Below are 21,084 nucleotides of genomic sequence, written 5' to 3'. Positions count from 1 at the left end.
AGCGGCCGCTGCGGCCTTACCGCCCTTACCGCGGCTGCAGCACCAGGCTGTCGCCCAGCTCGCTTTCGACCTTCTCGCGGCTGAACGCCATGGGAATGTACTTGCCTGTGGCCCAGCCTTCCAGCAAATCGCGGTAATGCGGGCTGCGCGGGTCGGCCGACTGGCCCGGCATGTTCTGCATGCGCGAGTTGTCCCAGTCGCCCACGTCTATCACTTGTCGATACGAGGCGCCGCTGATCTGCCGGTAATCCGACTTGCGGAAGGTCGCGCGGTGCACGGTGTCGTTGTCGCCGCTGACCGGATAACGCGGCGTGCCGAAGGCCTTGGCGGTTTCCGGCGACATCAGGCCGGCCAGCGCGTGCTCGAACTGAATGTGGTGCAGCCGCCCCCATTCCCATTGCCGGGAATCCGTGCCCAGGGTTGCGGTCAGCTTGCGCATGCCGTCGTCCAGCGCCGCCAGCAGCAGCGCATCGCGCCCCTGCTCGGGCCGGGGACCGAAGGCCGAATCCGGAGTCGCCAGTTTTTCCAGCACCTTGCGGGTCGAAAGGTCTCCAAACACCGCCCGCCCCTGCGGCGGGATATACAGGTCGGATACCCGCTTGACCACTTCGGGCAGCCAGAACTCATACACCGTGGCAGCCGGCGAGTCGATCTCCGTGCGGTAATCCCAGTCCTGCAGCAGGCGCAGCGCCTCGCCGACGCCGGGTTGCACCGAGTTCAGCGACTTCACGTAACCCGTCAGCGTGCGCGCCGGAATCGACAAATTGTCGAACTGCAGGTGCTGCGAGGTCTCCAGGCTGAGCCCGTTCTTGCCGGCCAGCACTTCGCGGATGCGCTGCACGCGGTACGGCTCCGACCAGGTGCGGGCCGCCATTTCCTTATACGGATAGTCGAACGGCAGGTTGTACTCGTTGGCGGTCGCCACATAGCCTTCGGGCGGGTTCAGCGACTTGGGCAGCGAACTGGTGGGCAAAAACCCGTTCCATTCGAAATCGCCGTTGCCGGGCACGGGCAGCATGCCCGACCAGTCTTTGCGCGGGCGGATCGGCGCGATGCTGCCGCCGAACCAGCCGATGTTGCCGTCCACGTCGGCATACACCATGTTCTCGCTGGGCGTATAGTGCTTTTCCATGCCGGCCACGAACTGCTCCCAGTTCTGCGCCTGGTTCAGGCGCAGGCTCGCCAGGTAGGCCGCGGTGCCAGGAAACTCCAGGTACGCCGCGCGCAGCGCGTAGGCCTTATGGCGGATCGGATCTTCGTGAATGACGGGCCCATGCCGAGTGAACTTCAGTTGCCGCGTGGCCGCGGGCTGGCCGCGTACCGGTATTGTCTCGTCCAGCGTGCGCATGTTCTCCCAACCGCCGCGGTAGCGGTACTGGTTGGGGTTGGCCGGGTTGGTATCGTAGACGTACAGGTCTTCTTCATCGGCGAACGAGAAAATGGTCAGCCCGAACGCGATGCGGTCGTTATGCCCCATCGACACGCCTGGCAGCGCTGGCTCGCCCGCGCCGATCACATTCCAGCCTGGGGCATTCAGGTGCACCATGTAACGCAGCGACGGCATCGCGATCGCGCGGTGCGGGTCGCCCGCCAGAATGGGTCGCCCCGTCGCAGTGTGCTGTCCCGCGATGGTCCAGTTATTGCTCTCGTAGCGCGGCGCCAGCGGGTCGAAATCGGGGTCCAGCGACGCCTGCAGGTTGGCCGACAGGCTGCGCGCCAGCTCGGCGCGCCCGGCAGCGGCCAGCGGGCTGCGCGGAAAGTCGGCCGCCTCGAACTTCTGCCCCTTGCGGGCCAGGTTGTAATCGGCCAGCACCGCGCTGGTGACTTGCCGCACATCCAGACCGGCGGGCACCTGCAGCGCAATGGGCGGCTCGTAGGTGCCCAGATCCTGTATTGCATTGAGTCCCAGCGCGGCAATCTGCTGGGACAGTTTGACTTCGCTGGCCACGTTGCGCGTCAGGCCATAGATGCGGATCAGTGAAGTCTGCGGACTCCAGTACCCGGGTTCGGTGCCTGTCAGCTTGAACTCGGGCGGCATGTGCTCGGGATGCGCCTTCACCCAATCGACATAGGCGTTGATGCCCTGGGCGAAAGCGGTAAGAATGGCCTGCCCTTCGGGGTGATAGCTGGCGAACTCGGCCTGGAGATCGCCCCGGTACAGGAAAAGGCGCGCCGCGCGGTCTTGTTCGACGAAGCGCGGGCCAAACTGCTCGGCCATCTTGCCTTCGCCCTGCCGGCGCCACAAGTCCAGCTGCCACATCCGGTCGCGGGCCGCGTTGAAACCCTGGGCAAAAAACAGGTCGTGCTGGTTCTGGGCGTAAATATGCGACACGCCATACTTGTCGCGCAGGATTTCCACGGGCTGCGAAAGCCCCGCCATGTCGATCGTGTCTTTCTTGCCGCCCGGCGCGGCGCAGCCCGCCAGCAGCGCCAAGGCGCCACATGCCAGCCACGCGGCGATCCTGCGTCGATAAGTACGCATTTCCTCTCTCCCTGTCTGCCCACCCTGGCGCCATTGAATCTTTGCATGTGGCGCAACATTGTTAAGGTAGTCAGATCATGGAGAAATGCTGTTTTAATTTATAAATTCTTTCAATGAACGTAACAATGTGGCGCACCGCGCCGCTTACAGCATCTGACCCAGGAAGGCCCGGGCGCGCGGTTGCCGCGGCGCGCGGAAAAAGGCCTCGGCCGGCGCCTCTTCGACGATGCGGCCCTCATCCATGAAGACGACGCGGTGGGCCGCTTCGCGCGCAAAGCCCATTTCGTGGGTGACCACCAGCATGGTCATGTGCTCATCGGCAAGCTGCCGCATGGTGCGCAGCACTTCGCCGGTCAGTTCGGGATCGAGCGCCGAGGTGGGCTCGTCGAACAGCATGATGTCGGGTTCCATTGCCAGCGCGCGCGCGATGGCCACGCGCTGCTTTTGTCCGCCGGACAGGCGTCCCGGGTAGTTGTCGCGCTTGTTCAGCAGCCCGACCTTGCGCAGCAGCGCCTCGGCCTTGGGAATGGCCACGTCGCGCGGCACGCCCTGCACGGTGACCGGCGCCTCGATGACGTTCTGCAGCACCGTCATGTGCGGAAACAGATTGAACGACTGGAACACCATGCCCATCTTGCGGCAGATGCGCCGCACGTCGGCGTCGGGCGCATAGCGGCTGGCGCCGCCGGGCGCCGCGGTGGCGAGAGCCTCGCCCTCGATCTCGATACTGCCCTGGTCGATGGTCTCGAGGTGGATCAGGCAGCGCAGGAAAGTGCTCTTGCCCGATCCCGACGGACCGATCACGGCCACCACCTCGCCCTTGCGCAAGGTCAACGATACCTGGTCGAGCACGCGCACCGACCCGAACGATTTGCCGACTTCGCGCGCGGCGATCATCACGGGACGGGCATCGGCCTGGGCCGGGGCGCTATTGGTCGTACTTGGCATAGCGTTTTTCCATGTGCTGGAACAGCCAGGTCAGCAGCAGCGTCATGAACAGGTAGAACGCGGCGGCGACCAGAAACGGCGTGGTGGTGAAATCGCGCTGCACGATACCGCGCGCCGTGCGCAGGATGTCGTTGAGCGCCAGCACGTAGATGAGCGAGGTATCTTTGACCAGCGTGATGGTCTCGTTGCTCATGGGCGGCAGCACACGCTGCACCATCTGCGGCAGCACGATGCGCCGCATCGTCTGCAGGTAGCTCATGCCCAGCACCTTGCTGCCTTCGTACTGGCCCCGGTCCACCGACAGGATGCCGGCGCGGAATATCTCGGCGAAATACGCCGCGTAGTTCAGCGCGAAGGCCACGATGGCGGCCGGAAAATCGGGCAGCCGCACCCCCACCACCGGCACGAACGGCAACGCGAAATAGATGAACAGCATCTGCAGCATGAGCGGCGTGCCGCGCATCAGCCAGATGTAGCCATTGACCAGCTGGCTGAGCAGCCGCCAATGGGAAACGCGAGCCAGCGCCAGCAGCAGCCCCAGGGGCACCGCCAGCGCGAAGGTCACGAAAAACAGCGTCAGGGTGGTCTTGGCTCCCTGCGCCATCGGCCCCAGCAGGGAGACGACGTAATCCATGCGACGATCCCGTCAGCCGGCCAGGCCAGTTATTTGATGATGTCGGCGCCGAACCATTGTTGCGCGATACGGGCGGCGCTGCCGTCCTTTTTCATGGCGTCGAGGGTCTGGTCGAGCTTGGCCAGCAGTTCGGCGTCGTCTTTGCGCAGGCCGACGCCGTAGTCTTCGGTGCCGAAATTTTCGTCCAGCACGCGGTACTGCCCCGCCCGCTTGCTGGCCAGGTAGCGGCCCACGACTTCGTCGACCACCACTGCATCCAGGCGGCCGGCCGACAGGTCCATCAGGGCGGTGACGTTGTCGCCGAACAGCTTCAGCTCTTTCAGGCTGGCGGCCACCTGCGCGTCTTTCTTGATGGCGTCGACGGCGCTGCTGCCATCTTGCGCGCCCACCACGCGGCCGGCCAGGTCGGCCTTGTTCTGCACCGGCGAGGCCTGGGCCACCAGAATGATCTGGTGGTTGGCCATGTAGGGCGCCGTGAAGGCGATGTTCTTTTTGCGCTCTTCGGTAATCGTGAGGCCGTTCCAGAGCGCATCCACGCGCTTGCCGTTCAATTCGGCCTCTTTGGCGCTCCAGTCGATGGGCTTGAATTCGACTTCGATGCCCATGCGGCGCGCGGCTTCGCGCGCCATGTCGATGTCGAAGCCGACCAGCTGGTTGTTTTCATCGCGAAAACCCATGGGCGGGAAGTTGTCGTCCAGGCCCACGACGATTTTCCGGGCGGCGGGGGCGCTGGCCTGCGGCGCGGGATCATCGCCCTGGCCACAAGCGGCAAGCAACGACGTGGCGCAGGCCAGGAAGACAGCGGTCAGTTTTTTCATATTGAGTCGGCGCGCCGGCGCGCGCAAGGAAGGAATGATACGGGGCCATGAAAAAGGCCGAACTGGAGATTATATCCAGTCCGGCCCCCTGGGCCCGGCCCCCCCGTGGCGGGCAGGCCTGGCCCGGCCTGCGCGGCGCCTGGCGGCGTTGCCGCGCGCAGCCTAGCGGTAAACCAGCACGGGAATTTGCGATTTGGCCAGCACTTTCTGGGTCTGGCTGCCCAGCACCATGGCCGCCATGCCGCTGCGGCCATGCGAGCACATTGCGATCAGGTCGCAGCCGATCTGCTCGGCGCATTCCACGATGGCGGCATAGGGTTGGTTGCCGTCTTGCATATGGGTGGTGCACGCCACGCCGGCGTCGCGGGCCTTGGCGGCGGCGGCATCCAGCCAGCCCTGGGCCCGCTCGCGCGCCTGGCGCTGCAGCTGTTGCTGCACGCCGGGCAGCCGCACGCCTTCCGTCGACGGAATGTGGACCGGCTCGAGGGCGGTCATGATGGTGACGCGGGCCTTCAGCGCGCGGGCCAGCGCCAGCCCCTGCGTAAGACCGACCTGGGACAGCTCGGAACCGTCGATGGGAAGAAGAATATGTTGGTACATGGCGATGCTCTTGAAAATGGCGGGCGAAGGCCCGTCCTTCAACCCAGGGTAGTGCCCCTGATCAGAGCGGTAAATGATGAAGGTCAAGCAGCCCGGGGGGCCTCGCCGCGCGGCCCCGGGGACGCGGATTCCACGCAAATTCGACGCGGCGCGTCCTAGCATGCCGCAGTCCGGGTTTCCGCTGTCTGCATCCATGTCCCCTCGCCTGTCCGCTCCTGCCGCCTACACCCTCGGCCACGTCGTGGCCGGCACGCTGCTGCTGGGCCTGCTGGCCTGGCTGGCGCAACACAGCGGCCTGGACATGGCCATTGCGCGCGCACTGTACGATCCGCTGGGCGGCCAGTTCCCGCTGCGGCATGCCGCGCTGCTGGAATTTGCCGGGCATCGCCTGCTGGTGGCCCTGCCCGTCGGCGTCGCCCTGCTGGCGCTGGCCGGGGCGCTGGCCAGCTATCGCTACGCGCCATTGCGTCCGGCCCGCGGCGCGCTGTGGGCGATCGTGCTGACCTGCCTGGTGGGACAGCTGGCGGTCAGCCAGCTCAAGCACCACACGACCATGCCACGTCCCTACAATTTGCTGGAATTCGGCGGCGACACCGCCTGGCCGGCACACTGGTGGGCGGCCAGCCGCGCCGCGGCCGGCCATGCCCTGCCCAGCGCGCATGCGGGCGCGGGCTATGCGCTGCTTTCGCTGTATTTCGCCGCAAGCGCGCTAGACGCGGGCCGTTGGCGCTGGTGGGGCCTTGGGCTGGGGATTGCAACGGGACTGGTGTTTTCGCTGGTGCGCATCCTTCAGGGCGCGCACTTCCTGAGCCAGACCCTGTGGTCGGCCGCGCTGATGTGGCTGGTGGCAAGCCTGGTTTTCAGCCCCTTGCTGGCGCGAAACCGGCGCCCCGCCCTGGCGGCCGGGGGCGCCCGGCCCGCCTAGGCATCCACCGCGGCCAGGATCTTGCCGAACAGTGCATCGGCATGCGCCGAATCGAGCCAGCGCACAATGACCACCATGCGGCGCTCGGGTTCGACCCAGGTGAACGAACTGCCCGCGCCGATGCCGAAAAAGCTGGAAGCGGTGACGCTGGGGAAAATGCGCCGGCCCTCGTTCAGCCAGATCAAGTAACCGTAGTACGGCGCCAGCCGGCTGGGCGTGCGCATGGCCCGCACCCATTCCGCAGAAATGATCTGGTGGCCGTTGGCGCGCCCCTCGTCGAGCAGCATGCGGCCGATCAAGGCCTGGTCCTCGCTGCTGATGGACATGCCGCCGCCCCAGTGGGAACCGCCCGGCACCGACGGCATGAGCTCGCCGTCGATCTCGACCCAGGCGTTGTCGTAGCACGCCCAGTGCCAGTCGTCGCTGGCGCCCAGCGGGCGCATGATGGCTTCGCGGAAGATTTCGGGCAGCGGTTTGCGGAACAAGTGCAGCAGGGCGTACGACAGCTGGTTGATGCGCACGTCGTTGTATTCCCAGTAGGTGCCCGGTTCCTGCAAGGGCCGCGCATCGCCTTTCTTGCCTCCAGGCGGCGCGCCGAATGTGACCGCGCGATAGCGGTCTACCTGGTCGGGCACGCCAAAGCGTTCACCTTCCCATTCGCTGGTCTGCTGCAGCAGGTGACGCCAGGTGATCTTGGCGTTGCGACCGGTGTCGAAACCGATACCGGGCACGCGCGCGCGCACCGGCTCGTCGACGTCGGGCAGCAGGCCGCGGTCATGCGCCACGCCGGCCACCAGGGCCAGGTACATCTTGGCCACGCTGAAGGTCAGGTCGGCGCGCTGCGGCTCGCCCCACGACGCCACCGTGTGCCCGTCCACCACCACCAAGCCCGTGACGGGGCCGCGATCGTGCACCGGGCCCAGCAGACGGTTCCATGGCGGGGGATCCTGCTGGTGCACGCCCCATACGCCGCCAACCTCGCGGTCCCAGGCGGTTTCGTGTTCTTGGGCGAACTGGATCGCCTGCTGCATCAGTGCTTCTTGCATGTGTTGTCCGTTGAAGTAAAAACCGGCGGCCTGGGGCCAAAAAATTGGTATACAACAATGAAATCCGTGCAACCATGATACGCAACGCATCTTGGGCGGGCAATCCGCATCATGACCCGGCTCTCGCGATTAACCCCTATTTCATTGTTTTGTATTGAAATTTCAGGGTATTCCCCCATGCTGGCGAATTTACTGGCTGCTTTATAGTGGCTGAAACGCCAGAATAATTTGGTATACCAATGCGCAGCAGCCTCCCACTGATATTAGGTGACTCCGGTCGCGAAACCGCTGCCGCGCAGGCGCGTGCGGCCGTAGATGGCCGCGCACTGGCACCGGCCCGCGGGCCGAGAAACGATCCACGCAACACCGCAGTATTCCGCTTAACCGATACGGTCTACAGGAGCCAATCATGGCTGAATGTCGCGTCAGTTTCGTTGCATCGTTGTCTTTTCGGCTTCCCGCCGCCCTATTGCTGGCCGGCGCGCTAGCCGCGCAGCCGGCCTGGGCCGGCAAGCAGGATGACACCCTGCGCATGGCCTACGACCAGGCCCCCGAAAGCGTAGACCCGTATTTCAATAACGTGCGCATTGGCGTGATCATCGCCGCCAATGTTTGGGACACACTGCTGTACCGAGATCCGCTGACCAACGAATACAAAGGCCAACTGGCCAAGAGCTGGAAACAGGTCGACGACAAGACGCTGGAATTCGAACTGCGCGAAGGCGTCAAGTTTCACAACGGCGAGGAATTCGACGCCGACTCGGTGGTGTACACCCTGAATTTCGTTGCCGACCCGAAGAACAAGGCCACCACGCAACAGAACGTGCGGTGGATCGACAAGGTCGAGAAGCTGGGCAAGTACAAGGTGCGCCTGACCACCAAAGAGCCCTTCCCGGCCGCCAAAGAGTACCTGTCGACTACCGTGGCCATTCATCCGGCCAAGTACTACGCCGAGGTCGGCCCGCAGGGCATGAACGCCAAGCCGGTGGGCACCGGCCCATACAAGGTGACCGAGTACGTGCCGGGCAAATCCATCACACTGCAAGCCAATAAAGACTATTTCAAGGACTCGCCCAAGGCGCAGCCCAAGATCGGCAAGGTCGTGATCCGCTTCATCCCTGATCGCCAGACTCAGATGGCCGAGGTCATTTCGGGCGGCGAAGATTTCATCATGCACGTGCCCAAGGACCAGGCCGAGCAGTTGAAGACGCTGCCCCAGCTGCAGGTCAAGAGCGGCAACACGATGCGCATCGTGTTCATGCAGATGAACATCCTGGACAACACGCCGGCGCCGCAACTGAAGGACGAGCGGGTGCGCAAGGCCATCCTGCACGCCATCGACCGCGAAGCCATCATCAAGAACATCGTGGGAGAAGGCGCGGAAGTGCTCAACACCATCTGCACGCCGTCGCAGGTGGGGTGCACCGACGAAGGCGCGCCGGTGTACAAGTACGATCCCGCGCTGTCGAAGAAACTGCTGGCCGAGGCCGGCTACCCCGATGGCTTCGACATCGACATCGTGGCCTACCGCGAGCGCAACCAGACCGAGGCCATCATCAACTACCTGCAGGCCGTGGGCATACGCGCCAAGCTGAATTTCCTGCAATACGCGGCCATGCGCGACATGATCCGCGGGGGCAAGGCGTCGCTGACGCACCAGACCTGGGGATCGAACCTGGTCAACGACGTGTCGGCCTCGACCCCGGTGTATTTTTCGTTCGGCAAGGACGACATCACGCACGATCCGAAAGTGCGCGAACTGCTCGACAAGGGCGACCACACGATCGACAGCGCGGCGCGCGACGCTGCCTACAAGCAGGCTCTGACGATGATCGCCGAGCACGCCTACGCCGCGCCCCTGTGGTCGCTGCCGGTGTATTACGTGGCCAGCAAGGACGTCGATTTCACACCCTATCCCGATGAACTGGTGCGCTTCTGGGACATGAGCTGGAAATAAGCCGGACACTGCGGCAGCAACACGGAGGGCGGTAATGCTTGCATTCATGATCCGGCGGCTGGGATTGGCGGTGCTGGTGGCGCTGACGGTCTCGGTCCTGGCCTTCCTGCTGCTGCACTTGTCGGGCGACCCGGCCGTGGCGCTGGCCGGCGAAGGCGCGCGCCAGGCCGACATCGACATGATCCGCAAGGCGTACGGGCTGGACCGCCCGGTCATCGTGCAATACGCCGACTGGCTGTGGAACATTCTGAATGGCCACTTCGGCACTTCGGTGTACTTCAAGACCGATGCCGGGCCGCTGATCTTCTCGAAGCTGCAGACCACCCTGATGCTGGGCCTGGCGGCGCTGGGCGTGGCGCTGCTGATCTCCATACCGCTGGGCGTGCTGGCGGCGCTGTACAAGGACAGCTTGGCCGACCGCCTGTGCCTGGCGGTTGCCGTGCTGGGCCAGGCGCTGCCCAATTTCTTCTTCGCGCTGCTGTTGATCATGTTGTTCTCGATCACCTGGCGCGTGCTGCCCGTTTCGGGCAGCGGCACCTGGCAGCATTTCGTGATGCCGGCCATCGCGCTGGGCTATTACGTGGCGCCCGCGTTCATGCGCCTGATCCGCGCCGGCATGATCGAGGTGCTGGGCGCCGACTACATCCGCACCGCCCGCGCCAAGGGGCTGCCGGCCGGCAAAGTCATCTTCAAGCACGCGCTTCGCAACGCCATCGTGCCGGTAGTGGCGCTGGCGGCGGTGCAGCTGGGCTATTTGCTGGGCGGCTCGGTGGTCATCGAGACTATCTTCGCGCTGGACGGGCTGGGCTATCTGGCCTACCAGAGCATCACCTTCAAGGATTATCCCGTCATGCAGCTGATCGTGTTGCTGCTCTCGGTGCTATACGTGCTGCTGACCCTGGCGGCCGATGTGGCCAATGCCTGGCTCGACCCTCGGATCCGGGTGTCCTGAACTATGGCCGCGCCGATGCCTCCCGTGCTGGCCGAATCGCCCGCCCCGGTCCCCGCCCCTGCCGCGCCGGCCCGCCTGACATGGCGCCGGCTGCGCCACAACAAGGCGCTGTTGGTGGGCGGCGCCATTCTGCTGCTGATTGTCCTGGTGGCGCTGCTGGCCCCCTGGCTGGCGCCGCACGACCCGTACTTCCAGGACCTGGCCCACCGCACGGCCCCGCCGGTCTGGTACGACAAGGGCAGCTGGCTGCATCCGCTGGGCACCGATCAACTGGGCCGCGACTACCTGTCGCGCCTGTTCTACGGCGCGCGCATTTCCCTGCTGATCGGCGCCAGCGTGGCGCTGATCTCCGGCCTGATCGGCACCACGCTGGGCATGGCGGCTGGCTATTTCGGCGGGCGCGTCGACATGGTGGTGTCGTTCCTGGTCACCACCCGGCTGTCGATGCCGGTCATTCTGGTGGCCCTGGCCACCGTCGCCATCGTGGGCGGCTCGCTGTGGGTCGTGATCATGGTGCTGGGCCTGCTGAAATGGGACCGCTTCGCCGTCGTGATGCGCAGCGCCACGCAGCAGGTGCGTTCGCTGGAATACGTCTCGGCCGCGCAGGCGGCCGGCGCCTCCACCTGGCGCATCGTGCGCGGCGAAGTGCTGCCCAACGTCGTGCCGCACCTGATCGTCATCGCCACGCTCGAGGCGGCCAGCGCCATCCTGCTGGAGGCCGCGCTGTCGTTCCTGGGGCTGGGCGTACAGCCGCCCCTGCCGTCATGGGGATTGATGATTTCGGAAGCCAAGGCCTACATGTTCTTTTCGTTCTGGCTGATCGCCATACCCGGCAGCGCGCTGGCGCTGCTGATCTTCGCCATCAACCTGGCCGGCGACGGCCTGCACCAGTGGTTGACGCCCGAGGACAGGGCCTAGGACTTGTGCAAACCAACAGGGAGCCGCGCATGAGCAGGCAAGCGCATCACAGGCGGGACGTGCAGGAATGAGCGCCGCCGATTCCGAGATCGTGCTGAACGTGCAGGACCTGCGCGTCGACATCGATACGCCGCGCGGCCCCGTGCACGCGGTGCGCGGCGTATCGTTCGAGGTGCGGCGCGGCGAAACGCTTTGCCTGGTGGGCGAGTCGGGCTGCGGCAAGTCGATGACCTCGTTGGCCGTCATGGGCCTGCTGCCGCGTGCCGCGCGGCGCAGCACCACGCGCCTGGAGGTGCTGGGCGAAGACCTGTCGCGGGCCGGCCGGCGGCGGGTCAATGCGCTGCGCGGCAACAAGATGGCCATGATCTTCCAGGAGCCCATGACTGCGTTGAATCCGGCCTACAACATCGGCGAGCAACTGGCCGAGCACTACCGCCACCATCGTCACGCCACGGCCGCACAGGCACGCGACCGCGCGGTGGAACTGCTGGAGAAAGTCGGAATTGCCTCGGCGGCGCAGCGCCTGGGCCAGTACCCACACCAGCTTTCCGGAGGCCTGCGCCAGCGCGTGATGATCGCCATGGCGCTGATGTGCGGCCCCGAGCTGCTGATCGCCGACGAACCCAGCACCGCCCTGGATGTGACCATACAGGCGCAGATACTGCGCCTGCTGGCCGACCTGCAGAGCGAGCTGGGCATCGCCATGGTGCTCATCACCCACGATCTGGGCGTGGTGGCGCGCATTGCCCGCCAGGTGGCGGTGATGTATGCCGGGCAGATCGTCGAGCAGGGCCCGGTGGCAGAGATGTTCGCCGCGCCGCGGCATCCGTACACCGAAGGCCTGCTGGCCTGTATCCCGGTGCCAGGCCGCACGCCCGCGGGCACGCCCCTGGGCACCATTCCGGGCGTCGTGCCGGCGCTGACCGGCGAGTTGCGCGGCTGCGCCTTCCACGACCGCTGTCGCCACGCGCAGGCGGCGTGCCGGCAAGATATTCCGGTGCGCCAGGCGCCGCCCGGCCGCCAATGGCGCTGCATACGGGAGGCCGCCTGATGGACGCGCTGATCCAGGCTCGCGACGTCAGCCGCAGTTTCACCGTCAAAACCGGCATGTTCCAGCCGCGCCGCACCCTGCACGCCGTCAACGGCGTGGACCTGGGCGTCGAACGCGGCGGCGTGCTGGGCGTGGTGGGAGAGTCGGGTTGCGGCAAATCCACCCTGGCCCGCCTGCTGTTGGGGTTGATCCCCACCACCGGCGGCGCCATCAGCATCGACGGCGAAGACATACGCGGCATGTCGCGCCGCAGCCTGGCGCGCCGCGTGCAGCCGGTGTTCCAGGACCCCTATTCTTCGCTGAATCCGCGCCGCGATATCGCCTCGATCGTGTCGCTGCCGCTGGAAGTGCATGGCATTCCCAATCCGCGCCGGCACAAGGCCATTGAAATGCTCGAGCGGGTGGGCTTGCCGGCGCGCCTGGCCGGCAACACGCCCGGCCAGCTGTCAGGCGGCCAACGGCAGCGCGTGGCCATTGCGCGGGCCCTGGTGATGAACCCCGAGATCGTTATCTGCGACGAGCCCACCTCGGCGCTGGACGTCTCGGTGCAGGCGCAGATCATGAACCTGTTGATGTCGCTGCGCCAGGAATTCAACCTGACTTACGTATTCATCAGCCATAACCTGGCCGTGGTGGAGCATATCGCCACCCGCGTCGCCGTGATGTACCTGGGCCGCGTGGTCGAATCGGCGCCCGCCGCCGAGTTGTTCCGCCAGCCGCGCCATCCTTATACTCAGGCCTTGCTGGCTTCGGTGCTCACGCCCGAACCGGGGTTGGGCATCCCCGACACCGGGCTGGGCCTGTCGTTTCCCGACCCGATCAACCCGCCGTCGGGCTGCCCGTTCCACCCGCGCTGCAGGCACGCCATGCCGCAGTGCCGGCAAGACCGCCCCGCCCTGCTGCCTCAGGAACAGGCGCTGGTCGCCTGCCACCTTTATCCGCCGTCTTTCCAAGGATCAGTACAGCCATGAGCCGCGCCGCCGCCATCGCCAATGCCGAACAGTGTTTTGACTCCGGCGCCTTTCGCGCACTGCTGGCACGCCGGCTGGCCGTGCCCACCGAAAGCCAGAACCCCGACCGAGCCGGCGAGCTGGCAGCCTACCTGGAATCGGAAATGCGGCCGGCATTTGAAGCCATGGGCTTCGAATGCTGCACGCTCACGCACGATAAAGCCCGCGCCCCGTTCCTGTATGCCGAGCGCATCGAAGATCCCGCCCTGCCCACGGTGTTCGGCTACGGCCACGGCGACGTCATCCGCGGCCTGGAGCCCGAATGGCATCCCGGGTTGTCGCCCTGGAAACTGACCGAGCAGGACGGCCGCTGGTACGGGCGCGGCATCGCCGACAACAAGGGGCAGCACAGCGTCAACATGGAGGCGCTGCGCCTGGTGCTGGAAACACGCGGCAAGCTGGGCTTCAACGTGAAATACCTGATCGAGATGGGCGAGGAAACCGGGTCGATGGGCCTGCGCGAATTGTGCGCGCAGCACAAAGACCGCTTTTCGGCCGACCTGCTGATCGCCTCTGACGGGCCCCGCCTGAGTCCGCAGCGCCCCACGGTATTCCTGGGCGCGCGCGGCAGCCTGAATTTCGACCTGAGCATCGAGGCGCGCGCTGGCGGCCACCATTCAGGCAACTGGGGCGGACTGATCTCGAACCCCGGCATCCAGCTGGCGCATGCCATTGCCACCCTGGTGTCGCCCACCGGCCAGATCCGCGTGCCCGAATGGGTGCCGGCTGAACTACCGGCCAGCGTGCGCCGCGCCCTGGCCGACTGCCAGGTGGATGGCGGCGCCGACGGGCCGGTCATCGAGCCCGATTGGGGCGAGCCTGGCCTGTCGCCCGCCGAGCGGGTTTTCGGCTGGTGCTCGTTCGAAGTGCTGGCCTACAAGACCGGCAACCCCGAAACGCCGGTCAACGCGATCCCGCCGCGCGCCTGGGCGCGCTGCCAACTGCGCTTCGTGGTGGGCGTGGACCCCGACGACCTGCTGCCCGCCCTGCGCCGGCATCTGGACCGCCAGGGCTTCCCCATGGTGAAGGTGCAGACCACGCGCGAAACCATGTTCCGCGCCACCCGCATCGACCCCGATGATCCATGGGTGCGCTGGGCGGTGGAGTCGCTGGAACGCACCAGCGGCAAGAAGGCGGCGATTCTGCCCAACCTGGGCGGTTCGCTGCCGAACGATATCTTTACGGAAGTGCTGGGCCTGCGCACCATATGGGTGCCGCACTCGTATCCGGGCTGCTCGCAGCATGCGCCTAACGAACACCTGCCGCCGGAACTGCTGCGCGAAGGCCTGACCCTGATGACCGGGCTGTATTGGGACCTGGGCGCGGGCGATACGCCGCCGCGCTGATGGCCCCGGAACCAGCCGGACGCGGCCGCTACAGATACGCCTGGTAGACCCGCGTGAGGCCCCAGCGCCTGACCAGCAGTACTTCGTAGGGGTGCTTGCGGCCCTGGTATTCGGGGCCGTCCATGCCGGGCGAGCCCAGCGGCATGCCGGGTACGGCCAGCCCGATGGCGGCCGGCCGTTCGCGCAGCATGCGCTGGATGTCGGAGGCGGGCACGTGGCCTTCAAGGGCATAGCCATCAACCAGCCCGGTATGGCAAGAACCGTACTCAGCCGGTATGCCCAGCCGATTGCGCACTTCGGCGGTGCTGGGCACTTCTTGCACCTCGACCCGGAAACCGTGATCGCGCAGGTGGGAGATCCAGTCGGTGCAGCAGCCACAGGTGGGCGATTTCCATACTTGGACCAGGGGCGCCGATGGCGCGGCCCATGCCGCGGCCGGCGCCAGCGCCAGGCCCAGGAGCAGGCGGCGGCGCGCCGGAAGAAACGAAAGCGGGGTCGATGGCATGGCGGCGTATCGGGGAATGATGACGGACGGTAGAAATATAGCGGATTGCGGCGCCGCTACCCGTGACGCCGGTCATGGCCCGCCTAAGCCGGTTTGGAATCGGCATCCGGATCGTTCGCCACCCGGTCCAGCTCGTTGCCCAGCACGTCTTCGGCGGCCGCGCCCTGCTCTTTGGAGAGCCGGCGGCGCATCTGCCCGGCGGCCCGGGCATTGCCGTGCTCGTCGGGCCGGTCGGTCTGCATGTACAGGTTGGCGGGCGGCGCGTAGCCGTTCTTGTCCTGGCCGAAATAGACCACGGTGTGCGGGTACGGAAGCTCGATGCCGGCCGCGTTGAAGTGCTTCTTGACCAGGCGGTTGTAGCCGCGCTGCACCGCCCACTGCATGCCGGGCGTGGTCTTGATCAGCACCCGGATGGTCACGCCCTTCTCGCTCAGCGACGTGACGCCGGGAATGCTGATTTCTTCAAGCACTTCGGGCGCCAGCAGTTCGTCTTGCATCAGTTCTTCAAACGCGCGCCGCAGGTGGAGCACCGCGTCGTCGACGCTTTCGCGGTGCGCGATGGTGTATTCGCCCAGGTGGTACGAGAAATCGCGCATGTGGTTGGACACCACGTCCACCGACGAAAACGGAATCAGGTGGTAGCCGCCATCCAGCGTGCGTATGCCCACCGAACGGATCGTGATTTTTTCAACGGTGCCGAAAATGCCGGCCACCTGCACCACGTCGTTCTGGTTCATGCCGTTTTCCAGCTGGATGAACACGCCTGTGATGATGTCCTGCACCAGTTTCTGCGAACCGAAACCGATCGCCAGGCCCACCACCCCTGCCCCGGCGATCAGCGGCGCGATGTCCACGCCGATCTGCGACAGCACGACCAGCACCGTCAGCGTCACAATGACGATCAGCGCGGCGTTGCGGAACAGCGCCAGCAAGGTGCGCTCGCGCGCCGTGGGCATGCCGCGCCCTTCGCCCAGGCTGAGCCGGTGCTCGATGATGCTGGCGATCACCGTCCAGACCACGGCGGCAACCAGCAGGATGATGGCTACGTTGACCACCATGCGCACCGCGGCCGCGCCGGCATCGGACGCGATCCAGCTGGACAAATCGAACACGCGCCAGGCGTCCAGCACGAACAGCGCGACCACGATGCGGATCAGCACGCCCAGGCCGCGCAGCGCCGCCGGCACGTAGGCATTGACGCGGGCCTCAAGCATGGGCAGCTTGCGGCGCACGTCTTCGGGCAATTTGATGCGGCGCGCCAGCAGGCCGGCCAGCGCCATGATCAGCAAAGCACCGACGGCCAGGGCCACCAGCGACTGGGCCGTAGCCTCGACCATGAACGGCAGCGCCCTTTCGGTATCGACCTGGCTGACCACCAGCAGCACGGTGAAATAGCCCAGAGCCAGCACGTGCCAGGTGCGGGCCAGCAGGCGGAACCAGGTGCCGAAGTATGAGGACCCGCGTGCGGCGCGTTGCTCCAGCCGCTCGCGCAGCACCAGACGGTTGCGCCATATGATGCGCACCGCGTAGATATAGGCCGCCACCATGATGACCAGCCCCAGCAGCTCGCCTATGGATGGCGACAGCAACGCCTTCGCCACCGGCTCGGCCAGCAACAGGCCGTAGCCGATGACGGCCGCCACCCGCCCCAGGCGGGCGTTCCAATAGCGGGCCACATCGTCGGCCATGGCAAACAGGCGCAGCATGGGATAGCGCGTGGCGAATACGCCGCGGATCAGGGCCTTGGCGATTTCCACGGCGACAAAGGCATCGACGAAGAGCGACTGCGCGGTGCTGACGGCGCCGCGCTGCCCCGTTCCGTACAGCCCCGCCAGATAGCCCGCCAGCCCTGCCAACAGCACGATGGCAATGTCGATGGCCAGGGCTCCGAGCATGGCGGCGGCGCGCCGCATCATGGCCGACGCGGCGCCGCCCCGATGCGCCGGCCCGGCGGGTGGATGGGCCACCCAGCGGTCGATGCGCGCGTAAACGAACGACGCCAGGGCGCGCAGCAAAAGGAAGGCGGCAATGGTGGCCGCGGCCACGGCGGCCAGCCCCAACAGCTCGGCGACCAGTGCGGCGCGGCGCGGCGGCGGCATGCCGGCGCCGCTGGCCAGCGCGGTCAGTTCATCTACCGCGCGGCCCGCGTCCGTGGCCATGCCGGCCAGGAACAACTGGGCGCTGCGCGCGATGCGAGTGGGCAGCGACGGATGAGGGCCGCCGGCCTGGCCCGTCTGCGCGGCGGCATGCTGAGCGGGCGCCTCGCTGCGCAGCCGTTCGATGAGCTGCTGCCGCGTGGCCGGGTCGTCGAGCAGATCTGCCAGGCGCGCGGGCGTGAGCCCGGCGGCGGCTTCGGGCGTGGCGGATTCTGCCTGGCCCGCCGGGGACGCGTGGGCGAGACCGCCCAGGCACAGCGTTGCCAGCAACAGCAGCGTGCGGCACGCCCGCAGAACCCATGGAACAGCCGACCATGCGCGCGGCAGCGCCGACTCGAAATACATACCCAAGGGTCTGGTGTAACGTGCTTGCCGAGCCACGTGGCGGCCTCCTGCGGGACGGGCGGCCACTGATGCGCGGGCCGCGGCAACGCGGCGCCCGCAACGGGCGCCGTTGCCATGATAAAGCCCCGCGCTGCGCTGCGACAAACCAGCGTGGCGGCCGGCATGGCGAGCCGCGCAAGCGCCGATTGCGCGGCCTAGAGCTTGGCGACCGAAACCTCCGTAGCCTTCACAAAGGCCAGCACTTCCGAACCGACCTGCAGGTCGAGCTCTTTGACAGAACGCGTAGTGATCACTGAAGTCACCGTGCCGGCGGGCGTGTCCACGTCGACTTCGGACAGCACGGGGCCGAGGATGATTTCCTTGATGCGGCCGCGGAACTGGTTGCGGGCGTTGATGGACGGGATGCTCATAATGATTCCTTGTGCAAGAAAATAGTGACCTAGACGGCCAGCCGCAGATGGCCAATGGCGATGACCGGCGCCAACGGCGCAGCCCGCGCGCCGGGCGGCTCGCCGCGGCGTTCGAGCACCGCGTCCAGCACGCGGGCCTCGAGGGCCGCGAAGGCGGCGCTACCACGGTTGCGCGGCCGCGCCAAAGCCACGCGCTGGTCCAATACGATCTGCCCTGCTTCGATGACCAGGATGCGGTCGGCCAAGGCCACGGCTTCATGCACATCGTGGGTCACCAGCACCGCGGTGAAGCCGTCGCGGCGCCACAGGTCTTCGATCAGCTGCTGCATGTCCAGGCGTGTCAGCGCATCGAGCGCGCCCAGCGGTTCGTCCAGCAGCAGCAACCCGGGCCGATGCAGCAGCGCGCGGGCGAGCGCCACGCGCTGCTTCTGGCCGCCCGACAGCGCCGCCGGCCATTCGCCGCCGCGCTCGCCCAGGCCGACCTGCCGCAGCACGGCGGCCGCCCGGCCACGCTCGCGCTCAGACAGGCCGATGGCGACGTTGTCGATTACCCGCTTCCATGGCAGCAGCCGCGCGTCCTGGAACATGATGCGCACGCGTTCATCGGCGCCGGCCTGCGCCACAGTGTCGAAGCGCACGGCCGCGTGGGCTTGCGGCTGGCCGCGCGCGGCCGAAGGCGCTTCCAGGCCCGCCAGCAGGCGCAGCAGCGTGCTCTTGCCGCAACCGCTGCGGCCCACCACGGCCACGAACTCGCCCGGGGCGATATCCAGGTCCAGCCCTTTCAGGACATGCCGTTCGCCATAGTATTTGTGCAGATCGCGCAGAGTCACTCGCACCGCCGGCTGGGCGGGCGCGACAGCCGGCGTCTCGTGTGCCGGCTCGGCGCGGCCCGGCTCCAGGTACTGCAGGAACTCGAATTCGCTGAGATTGACAAACATGTTCCGCTCCCAAACAAGCATAGGCGCCGCAAGGCGCGCGCGACGCGCCTTGAGGGGTGTGTATCAGGCCCGCCGGTAGGCAGGGTTCCAGGGCAACAGGCTTTGCTCCAGCCCGCGCGCGCACAGGTCGGCCAGCTTGCCCAGCAGCGCGTACAACAAGATGCCCAGCAGCACCACATCGGTCTGCAGGAATTCGCGCGCGTTCATGGTCATGTACCCGATGCCCGACTGCGCAGAAATGGTCTCGGTCACGATGAGAATGACCCACACCAGCCCCAGCGCGAAGCGCAGCCCGACCAGCATGGACGGCAAGGCGCCCGGCAAGATGACGTCGCGGTACAGGCGCCAGCCCGACAACCCGTACGAACGTCCCATTTCGATCAGCGCCGGATCGACCGAGCGGATGCCGTGGAACGTGTTCAGGTACACGGGAAAAAACACGCCCAATGCCAGCAGCGACAGCTTGGCGGCCTCTTCGATGCCGAACCACAGGATCACCAGCGGAATCAACGCCAGCACCGGAATGTTGCGCACCATCTGCAGCGTGGTGTCGAGCAGACTTTCGGCCAGCCGCGATGCGCCGTTGAGCAGGCCCAGCGCCAGGCCCAGGCCGCCTCCCAGCAACAGCCCCCACAGGGCCCGCAAGGCGCTCACACGCAGGTGTTCCCAGAGTTCGCCGGAAAGGGCCAGGCTCCAGCCGGCGCGCGCCACGGCCCAGGGCGCCGGCAGCACGCGGGAAGATAGCCAGCCTACTTGCGCCGACGCCTGCCATGCCGCCAGCACCAGCACCGGCACCAGCCACGGCAACGCGCGGCGGCGCCAGGCGTGGGCGGAATGCCCGGGCCCGCTCATCGGGCCGCCGCCCGCACGGGTGCGAGTTCGGTGCCGATCACTTCGCCAAAGGGGCCGGTCAGCACGCCTTGCCCGGCTTGCGCGGCCTGCCGGCCCGGCAGCAGCGGGAACACCAGCTCGGCGAAGCGGAACGATTCTTCCAGGTGCGGATAGCCCGACAATATGAACGTGTCGATGCCGAGGTCGGCATACTCTTGCATGCGCGCGGCCACGATTTCCGGGCTGCCGACCAGCGCGGTGCCGGCTCCGCCGCGCACCAGGCCCACGCCCGCCCACAGGTTGGGAGCGATTTCCAGGTGGCCGCGCCCGCCATCCACGCCGTGCAGCCGGCCGCCATGCAATGCGGCCATGCGGCGCTGCCCTTCCGAGTCCATGCGGCCGAAGGCGGCCTGGGCCGCCGCCACGGTATCGTCGTCCAGGTGGCTGATCAGCGCATTGGCGGCCTGCCATGCGGCCTGCTCGGTTTCGCGCACGATCACATGCAGGCGGATGCCGAACTTCAGCACGCGTCCATGCCGCGCGGCGCGGGCGCGCAGGTCCGCCAGCTTGGCGGCCACCGCTGCGGGGGGCTCGCCCCAGGTCAGGTACACATCGAGTTGCTCGGCCGCGAGTTCATGCGCCGGCTCGGACGAGCCACCGAAGTACAGCGGCGGATACGGAAGCTGCGCGGGCGGGAAAATTACCTTGCCCCCACGCGACGCCAGCTTTTGGCCCTGGAAGCTGTAGGAGCCGCCCTCGTGGCTGGCCTGCAGGATGCCGCGCCAGATCTTCAGGAAATCGGCGGTAATGGCGTAGCGTTCGTCGTGGCTGGCGAACAGCCCGTCGCCCTCGAGCTCGGCGGGATCGCCGCCGGTGACCACATTGACCAGCAGTCGCCCGCCGGACATGCGGTCGAACGTGGCCGCCATGCGCGCGGCGAACTGCGGCGAGCTGACGCCGGGCCGCACAGCCACCAGGAATTTCAGCCTGCGAGTCGCGCCAATGAGGCTCGACGCCACCACCCACGCGTCTTCGCAAGATCGCCCGGTGGGCAACAGCACGCCATCGTATCCCAGCGTGTCGGCCGCCACGGCGATCTGGCGAAAGTAGTCGTGGGTCGCGGCGCGCGCGCCCTGCGTGGTGCCCAGGTAGCGCGAATCGCCGTGCGTGGGAATAAACCAGAATACATTCATGCGGCAGTGCTCCGTATCT

Annotated in this window: 19 protein-coding genes; 7 read left to right on the top strand and 12 right to left on the bottom strand. The window is 66.7% G+C overall.

Features of this window, described 5'->3' with window-relative positions:
- Nucleotides 1-25 precede the first annotated feature (25 nt).
- From BPET_RS12240 to BPET_RS12220, 5 genes are all read right to left on the bottom strand, one after another.
- The gene (locus tag BPET_RS12240) at nucleotides 26-2,482 is read right to left on the bottom strand and encodes a penicillin acylase family protein (protein WP_012249330.1); all 2,457 of its coding nucleotides are present in this window, start codon (nucleotides 2,480-2,482) and stop codon (nucleotides 26-28) included.
- Nucleotides 2,483-2,626: 144 nt separating this feature from the next.
- The gene (locus tag BPET_RS12235; protein ID WP_012249329.1) at nucleotides 2,627-3,379 is read right to left on the bottom strand and encodes an amino acid ABC transporter ATP-binding protein; all 753 of its coding nucleotides are present in this window, start codon (nucleotides 3,377-3,379) and stop codon (nucleotides 2,627-2,629) included.
- Nucleotides 3,380-3,410: 31 nt separating this feature from the next.
- Nucleotides 3,411-4,064, bottom strand: coding sequence for an amino acid ABC transporter permease (locus BPET_RS12230; RefSeq protein ID WP_012249328.1), 654 nt, complete (start codon nucleotides 4,062-4,064; stop codon nucleotides 3,411-3,413).
- Nucleotides 4,065-4,093: 29 nt separating this feature from the next.
- Nucleotides 4,094-4,882, bottom strand: coding sequence for an amino acid ABC transporter substrate-binding protein (locus tag BPET_RS12225; RefSeq protein ID WP_012249327.1), 789 nt, complete (start codon nucleotides 4,880-4,882; stop codon nucleotides 4,094-4,096).
- 162 nt (nucleotides 4,883-5,044) lie between these two features.
- Entirely contained in the window at nucleotides 5,045-5,482 is a 438-nt protein-coding gene (locus tag BPET_RS12220) for a universal stress protein (protein ID WP_041863896.1), read from the bottom strand.
- A gap of 193 nt (nucleotides 5,483-5,675) precedes the next feature.
- Between BPET_RS12220 and BPET_RS12215 the strand changes: the two genes are divergently transcribed.
- Complete coding sequence (locus tag BPET_RS12215; RefSeq protein ID WP_041863894.1) at nucleotides 5,676-6,407, top strand: phosphatase PAP2 family protein; 732 nt, start codon at nucleotides 5,676-5,678, stop codon at nucleotides 6,405-6,407.
- On the opposite strand, the gene BPET_RS12210 is transcribed toward BPET_RS12215, so the two are convergent.
- On the bottom strand, nucleotides 6,404-7,453 hold the full coding sequence (locus BPET_RS12210) for a serine hydrolase domain-containing protein (RefSeq protein ID WP_041862872.1): 1,050 nt from the start codon (nucleotides 7,451-7,453) through the stop codon (nucleotides 6,404-6,406). The genes BPET_RS12215 and BPET_RS12210 overlap by 4 nt on opposite strands.
- 409 nt (nucleotides 7,454-7,862) lie before the next feature.
- Here BPET_RS12210 and BPET_RS12205 point away from each other — a divergent pair, with 409 nt between their 5' ends.
- The 6 genes from BPET_RS12205 to BPET_RS12180 all read left to right on the top strand — a co-directional run bounded on the left by BPET_RS12205 (nucleotide 7,863) and on the right by BPET_RS12180 (nucleotide 14,687).
- Nucleotides 7,863-9,410: an ABC transporter substrate-binding protein gene (locus tag BPET_RS12205; protein WP_012249323.1), complete on the top strand. Its 1,548-nt coding sequence runs from the start codon at nucleotides 7,863-7,865 to the stop codon at nucleotides 9,408-9,410.
- Between the two features lie 34 nt (nucleotides 9,411-9,444).
- Entirely contained in the window at nucleotides 9,445-10,362 is a 918-nt protein-coding gene (locus tag BPET_RS12200) for an ABC transporter permease (RefSeq protein WP_012249322.1), read from the top strand.
- Nucleotides 10,363-10,365: 3 nt separating this feature from the next.
- The gene (locus BPET_RS12195) at nucleotides 10,366-11,280 is read left to right on the top strand and encodes an ABC transporter permease (RefSeq protein ID WP_012249321.1); all 915 of its coding nucleotides are present in this window, start codon (nucleotides 10,366-10,368) and stop codon (nucleotides 11,278-11,280) included.
- A 67-nt stretch (nucleotides 11,281-11,347) separates the two neighbouring features.
- Entirely contained in the window at nucleotides 11,348-12,331 is a 984-nt protein-coding gene (locus tag BPET_RS12190) for an ABC transporter ATP-binding protein (RefSeq protein WP_012249320.1), read from the top strand.
- A complete protein-coding gene (locus BPET_RS12185) occupies nucleotides 12,331-13,302 on the top strand; it encodes an ABC transporter ATP-binding protein (protein WP_041863892.1) in 972 nt (323 codons plus the stop codon). The genes BPET_RS12190 and BPET_RS12185 overlap by 1 nt, the downstream gene beginning before the upstream one ends.
- A complete protein-coding gene (locus tag BPET_RS12180) occupies nucleotides 13,299-14,687 on the top strand; it encodes a M20 family metallopeptidase (protein ID WP_012249318.1) in 1,389 nt (462 codons plus the stop codon). Before BPET_RS12185 ends, BPET_RS12180 begins: the two co-directional genes overlap by 4 nt.
- Before the next feature lie 28 nt (nucleotides 14,688-14,715).
- Here BPET_RS12180 and BPET_RS12175 read toward each other — a convergent pair whose 3' ends face one another.
- From BPET_RS12175 to ssuD, 6 genes are all read right to left on the bottom strand, one after another.
- A complete protein-coding gene (locus BPET_RS12175; RefSeq protein WP_012249317.1) occupies nucleotides 14,716-15,192 on the bottom strand; it encodes a DUF411 domain-containing protein in 477 nt (158 codons plus the stop codon).
- Nucleotides 15,193-15,275: 83 nt separating this feature from the next.
- Nucleotides 15,276-17,693 carry a mechanosensitive ion channel domain-containing protein gene (locus tag BPET_RS12170; protein ID WP_012249316.1) on the bottom strand — a complete coding sequence of 806 codons (2,418 nt, stop codon included), beginning with the start codon at nucleotides 17,691-17,693 and terminating at the stop codon, nucleotides 15,276-15,278.
- 194 nt (nucleotides 17,694-17,887) lie between these two features.
- Nucleotides 17,888-18,103 carry a TOBE domain-containing protein gene (locus BPET_RS12165; RefSeq protein ID WP_041862871.1) on the bottom strand — a complete coding sequence of 72 codons (216 nt, stop codon included), beginning with the start codon at nucleotides 18,101-18,103 and terminating at the stop codon, nucleotides 17,888-17,890.
- A 29-nt stretch (nucleotides 18,104-18,132) separates the two neighbouring features.
- Entirely contained in the window at nucleotides 18,133-19,041 is a 909-nt protein-coding gene (locus tag BPET_RS12160; protein ID WP_050978235.1) for an ATP-binding cassette domain-containing protein, read from the bottom strand.
- Nucleotides 19,042-19,104: 63 nt separating this feature from the next.
- On the bottom strand, nucleotides 19,105-19,893 hold the full coding sequence (gene ssuC, locus BPET_RS12155; protein ID WP_012249314.1) for an aliphatic sulfonate ABC transporter permease SsuC: 789 nt from the start codon (nucleotides 19,891-19,893) through the stop codon (nucleotides 19,105-19,107).
- Nucleotides 19,890-21,065 (bottom strand): FMNH2-dependent alkanesulfonate monooxygenase, encoded by a 1,176-nt coding sequence (gene ssuD / locus BPET_RS12150; protein WP_012249313.1) that lies wholly within the window; start codon nucleotides 21,063-21,065, stop codon nucleotides 19,890-19,892. The genes ssuC and ssuD overlap by 4 nt, the downstream gene beginning before the upstream one ends.
- Between the last annotated feature and the right edge of the window lie 19 nt (nucleotides 21,066-21,084).

The organism is Bordetella petrii (assembly GCF_000067205.1).
Classification (GTDB): domain Bacteria; phylum Pseudomonadota; class Gammaproteobacteria; order Burkholderiales; family Burkholderiaceae_B; genus Bordetella_A; species Bordetella_A petrii.
This window is presented reverse-complemented; position numbering and strand designations above follow the sequence as displayed.

Coding starts and splice junctions, on each gene's coding strand:
- BPET_RS12205 (WP_012249323.1), top strand. CDS start 7,863: ATGGCTGAATGTCGCGTCAGTTTCGTTGCATCGTTGTCTTTTCGGCTT.
- BPET_RS12190 (WP_012249320.1), top strand. CDS start 11,348: ATGAGCGCCGCCGATTCCGAGATCGTGCTGAACGTGCAGGACCTGCGC.
- BPET_RS12195 (WP_012249321.1), top strand. CDS start 10,366: ATGGCCGCGCCGATGCCTCCCGTGCTGGCCGAATCGCCCGCCCCGGTC.
- BPET_RS12180 (WP_012249318.1), top strand. CDS start 13,299: ATGAGCCGCGCCGCCGCCATCGCCAATGCCGAACAGTGTTTTGACTCC.
- BPET_RS12210 (WP_041862872.1), bottom strand. CDS start 7,453: ATGCAAGAAGCACTGATGCAGCAGGCGATCCAGTTCGCCCAAGAACAC.
- BPET_RS12185 (WP_041863892.1), top strand. CDS start 12,331: ATGGACGCGCTGATCCAGGCTCGCGACGTCAGCCGCAGTTTCACCGTC.
- BPET_RS12220 (WP_041863896.1), bottom strand. CDS start 5,482: ATGTACCAACATATTCTTCTTCCCATCGACGGTTCCGAGCTGTCCCAG.
- BPET_RS12200 (WP_012249322.1), top strand. CDS start 9,445: ATGCTTGCATTCATGATCCGGCGGCTGGGATTGGCGGTGCTGGTGGCG.
- BPET_RS12160 (WP_050978235.1), bottom strand. CDS start 19,041: ATGTTTGTCAATCTCAGCGAATTCGAGTTCCTGCAGTACCTGGAGCCG.
- BPET_RS12215 (WP_041863894.1), top strand. CDS start 5,676: ATGTCCCCTCGCCTGTCCGCTCCTGCCGCCTACACCCTCGGCCACGTC.
- BPET_RS12225 (WP_012249327.1), bottom strand. CDS start 4,882: ATGAAAAAACTGACCGCTGTCTTCCTGGCCTGCGCCACGTCGTTGCTT.
- ssuD (WP_012249313.1), bottom strand. CDS start 21,065: ATGAATGTATTCTGGTTTATTCCCACGCACGGCGATTCGCGCTACCTG.
- BPET_RS12170 (WP_012249316.1), bottom strand. CDS start 17,693: ATGTATTTCGAGTCGGCGCTGCCGCGCGCATGGTCGGCTGTTCCATGG.
- BPET_RS12175 (WP_012249317.1), bottom strand. CDS start 15,192: ATGCCATCGACCCCGCTTTCGTTTCTTCCGGCGCGCCGCCGCCTGCTC.
- BPET_RS12235 (WP_012249329.1), bottom strand. CDS start 3,379: ATGATCGCCGCGCGCGAAGTCGGCAAATCGTTCGGGTCGGTGCGCGTG.
- BPET_RS12165 (WP_041862871.1), bottom strand. CDS start 18,103: ATGAGCATCCCGTCCATCAACGCCCGCAACCAGTTCCGCGGCCGCATC.
- ssuC (WP_012249314.1), bottom strand. CDS start 19,893: ATGAGCGGGCCCGGGCATTCCGCCCACGCCTGGCGCCGCCGCGCGTTG.
- BPET_RS12240 (WP_012249330.1), bottom strand. CDS start 2,482: ATGCGTACTTATCGACGCAGGATCGCCGCGTGGCTGGCATGTGGCGCC.
- BPET_RS12230 (WP_012249328.1), bottom strand. CDS start 4,064: ATGGATTACGTCGTCTCCCTGCTGGGGCCGATGGCGCAGGGAGCCAAG.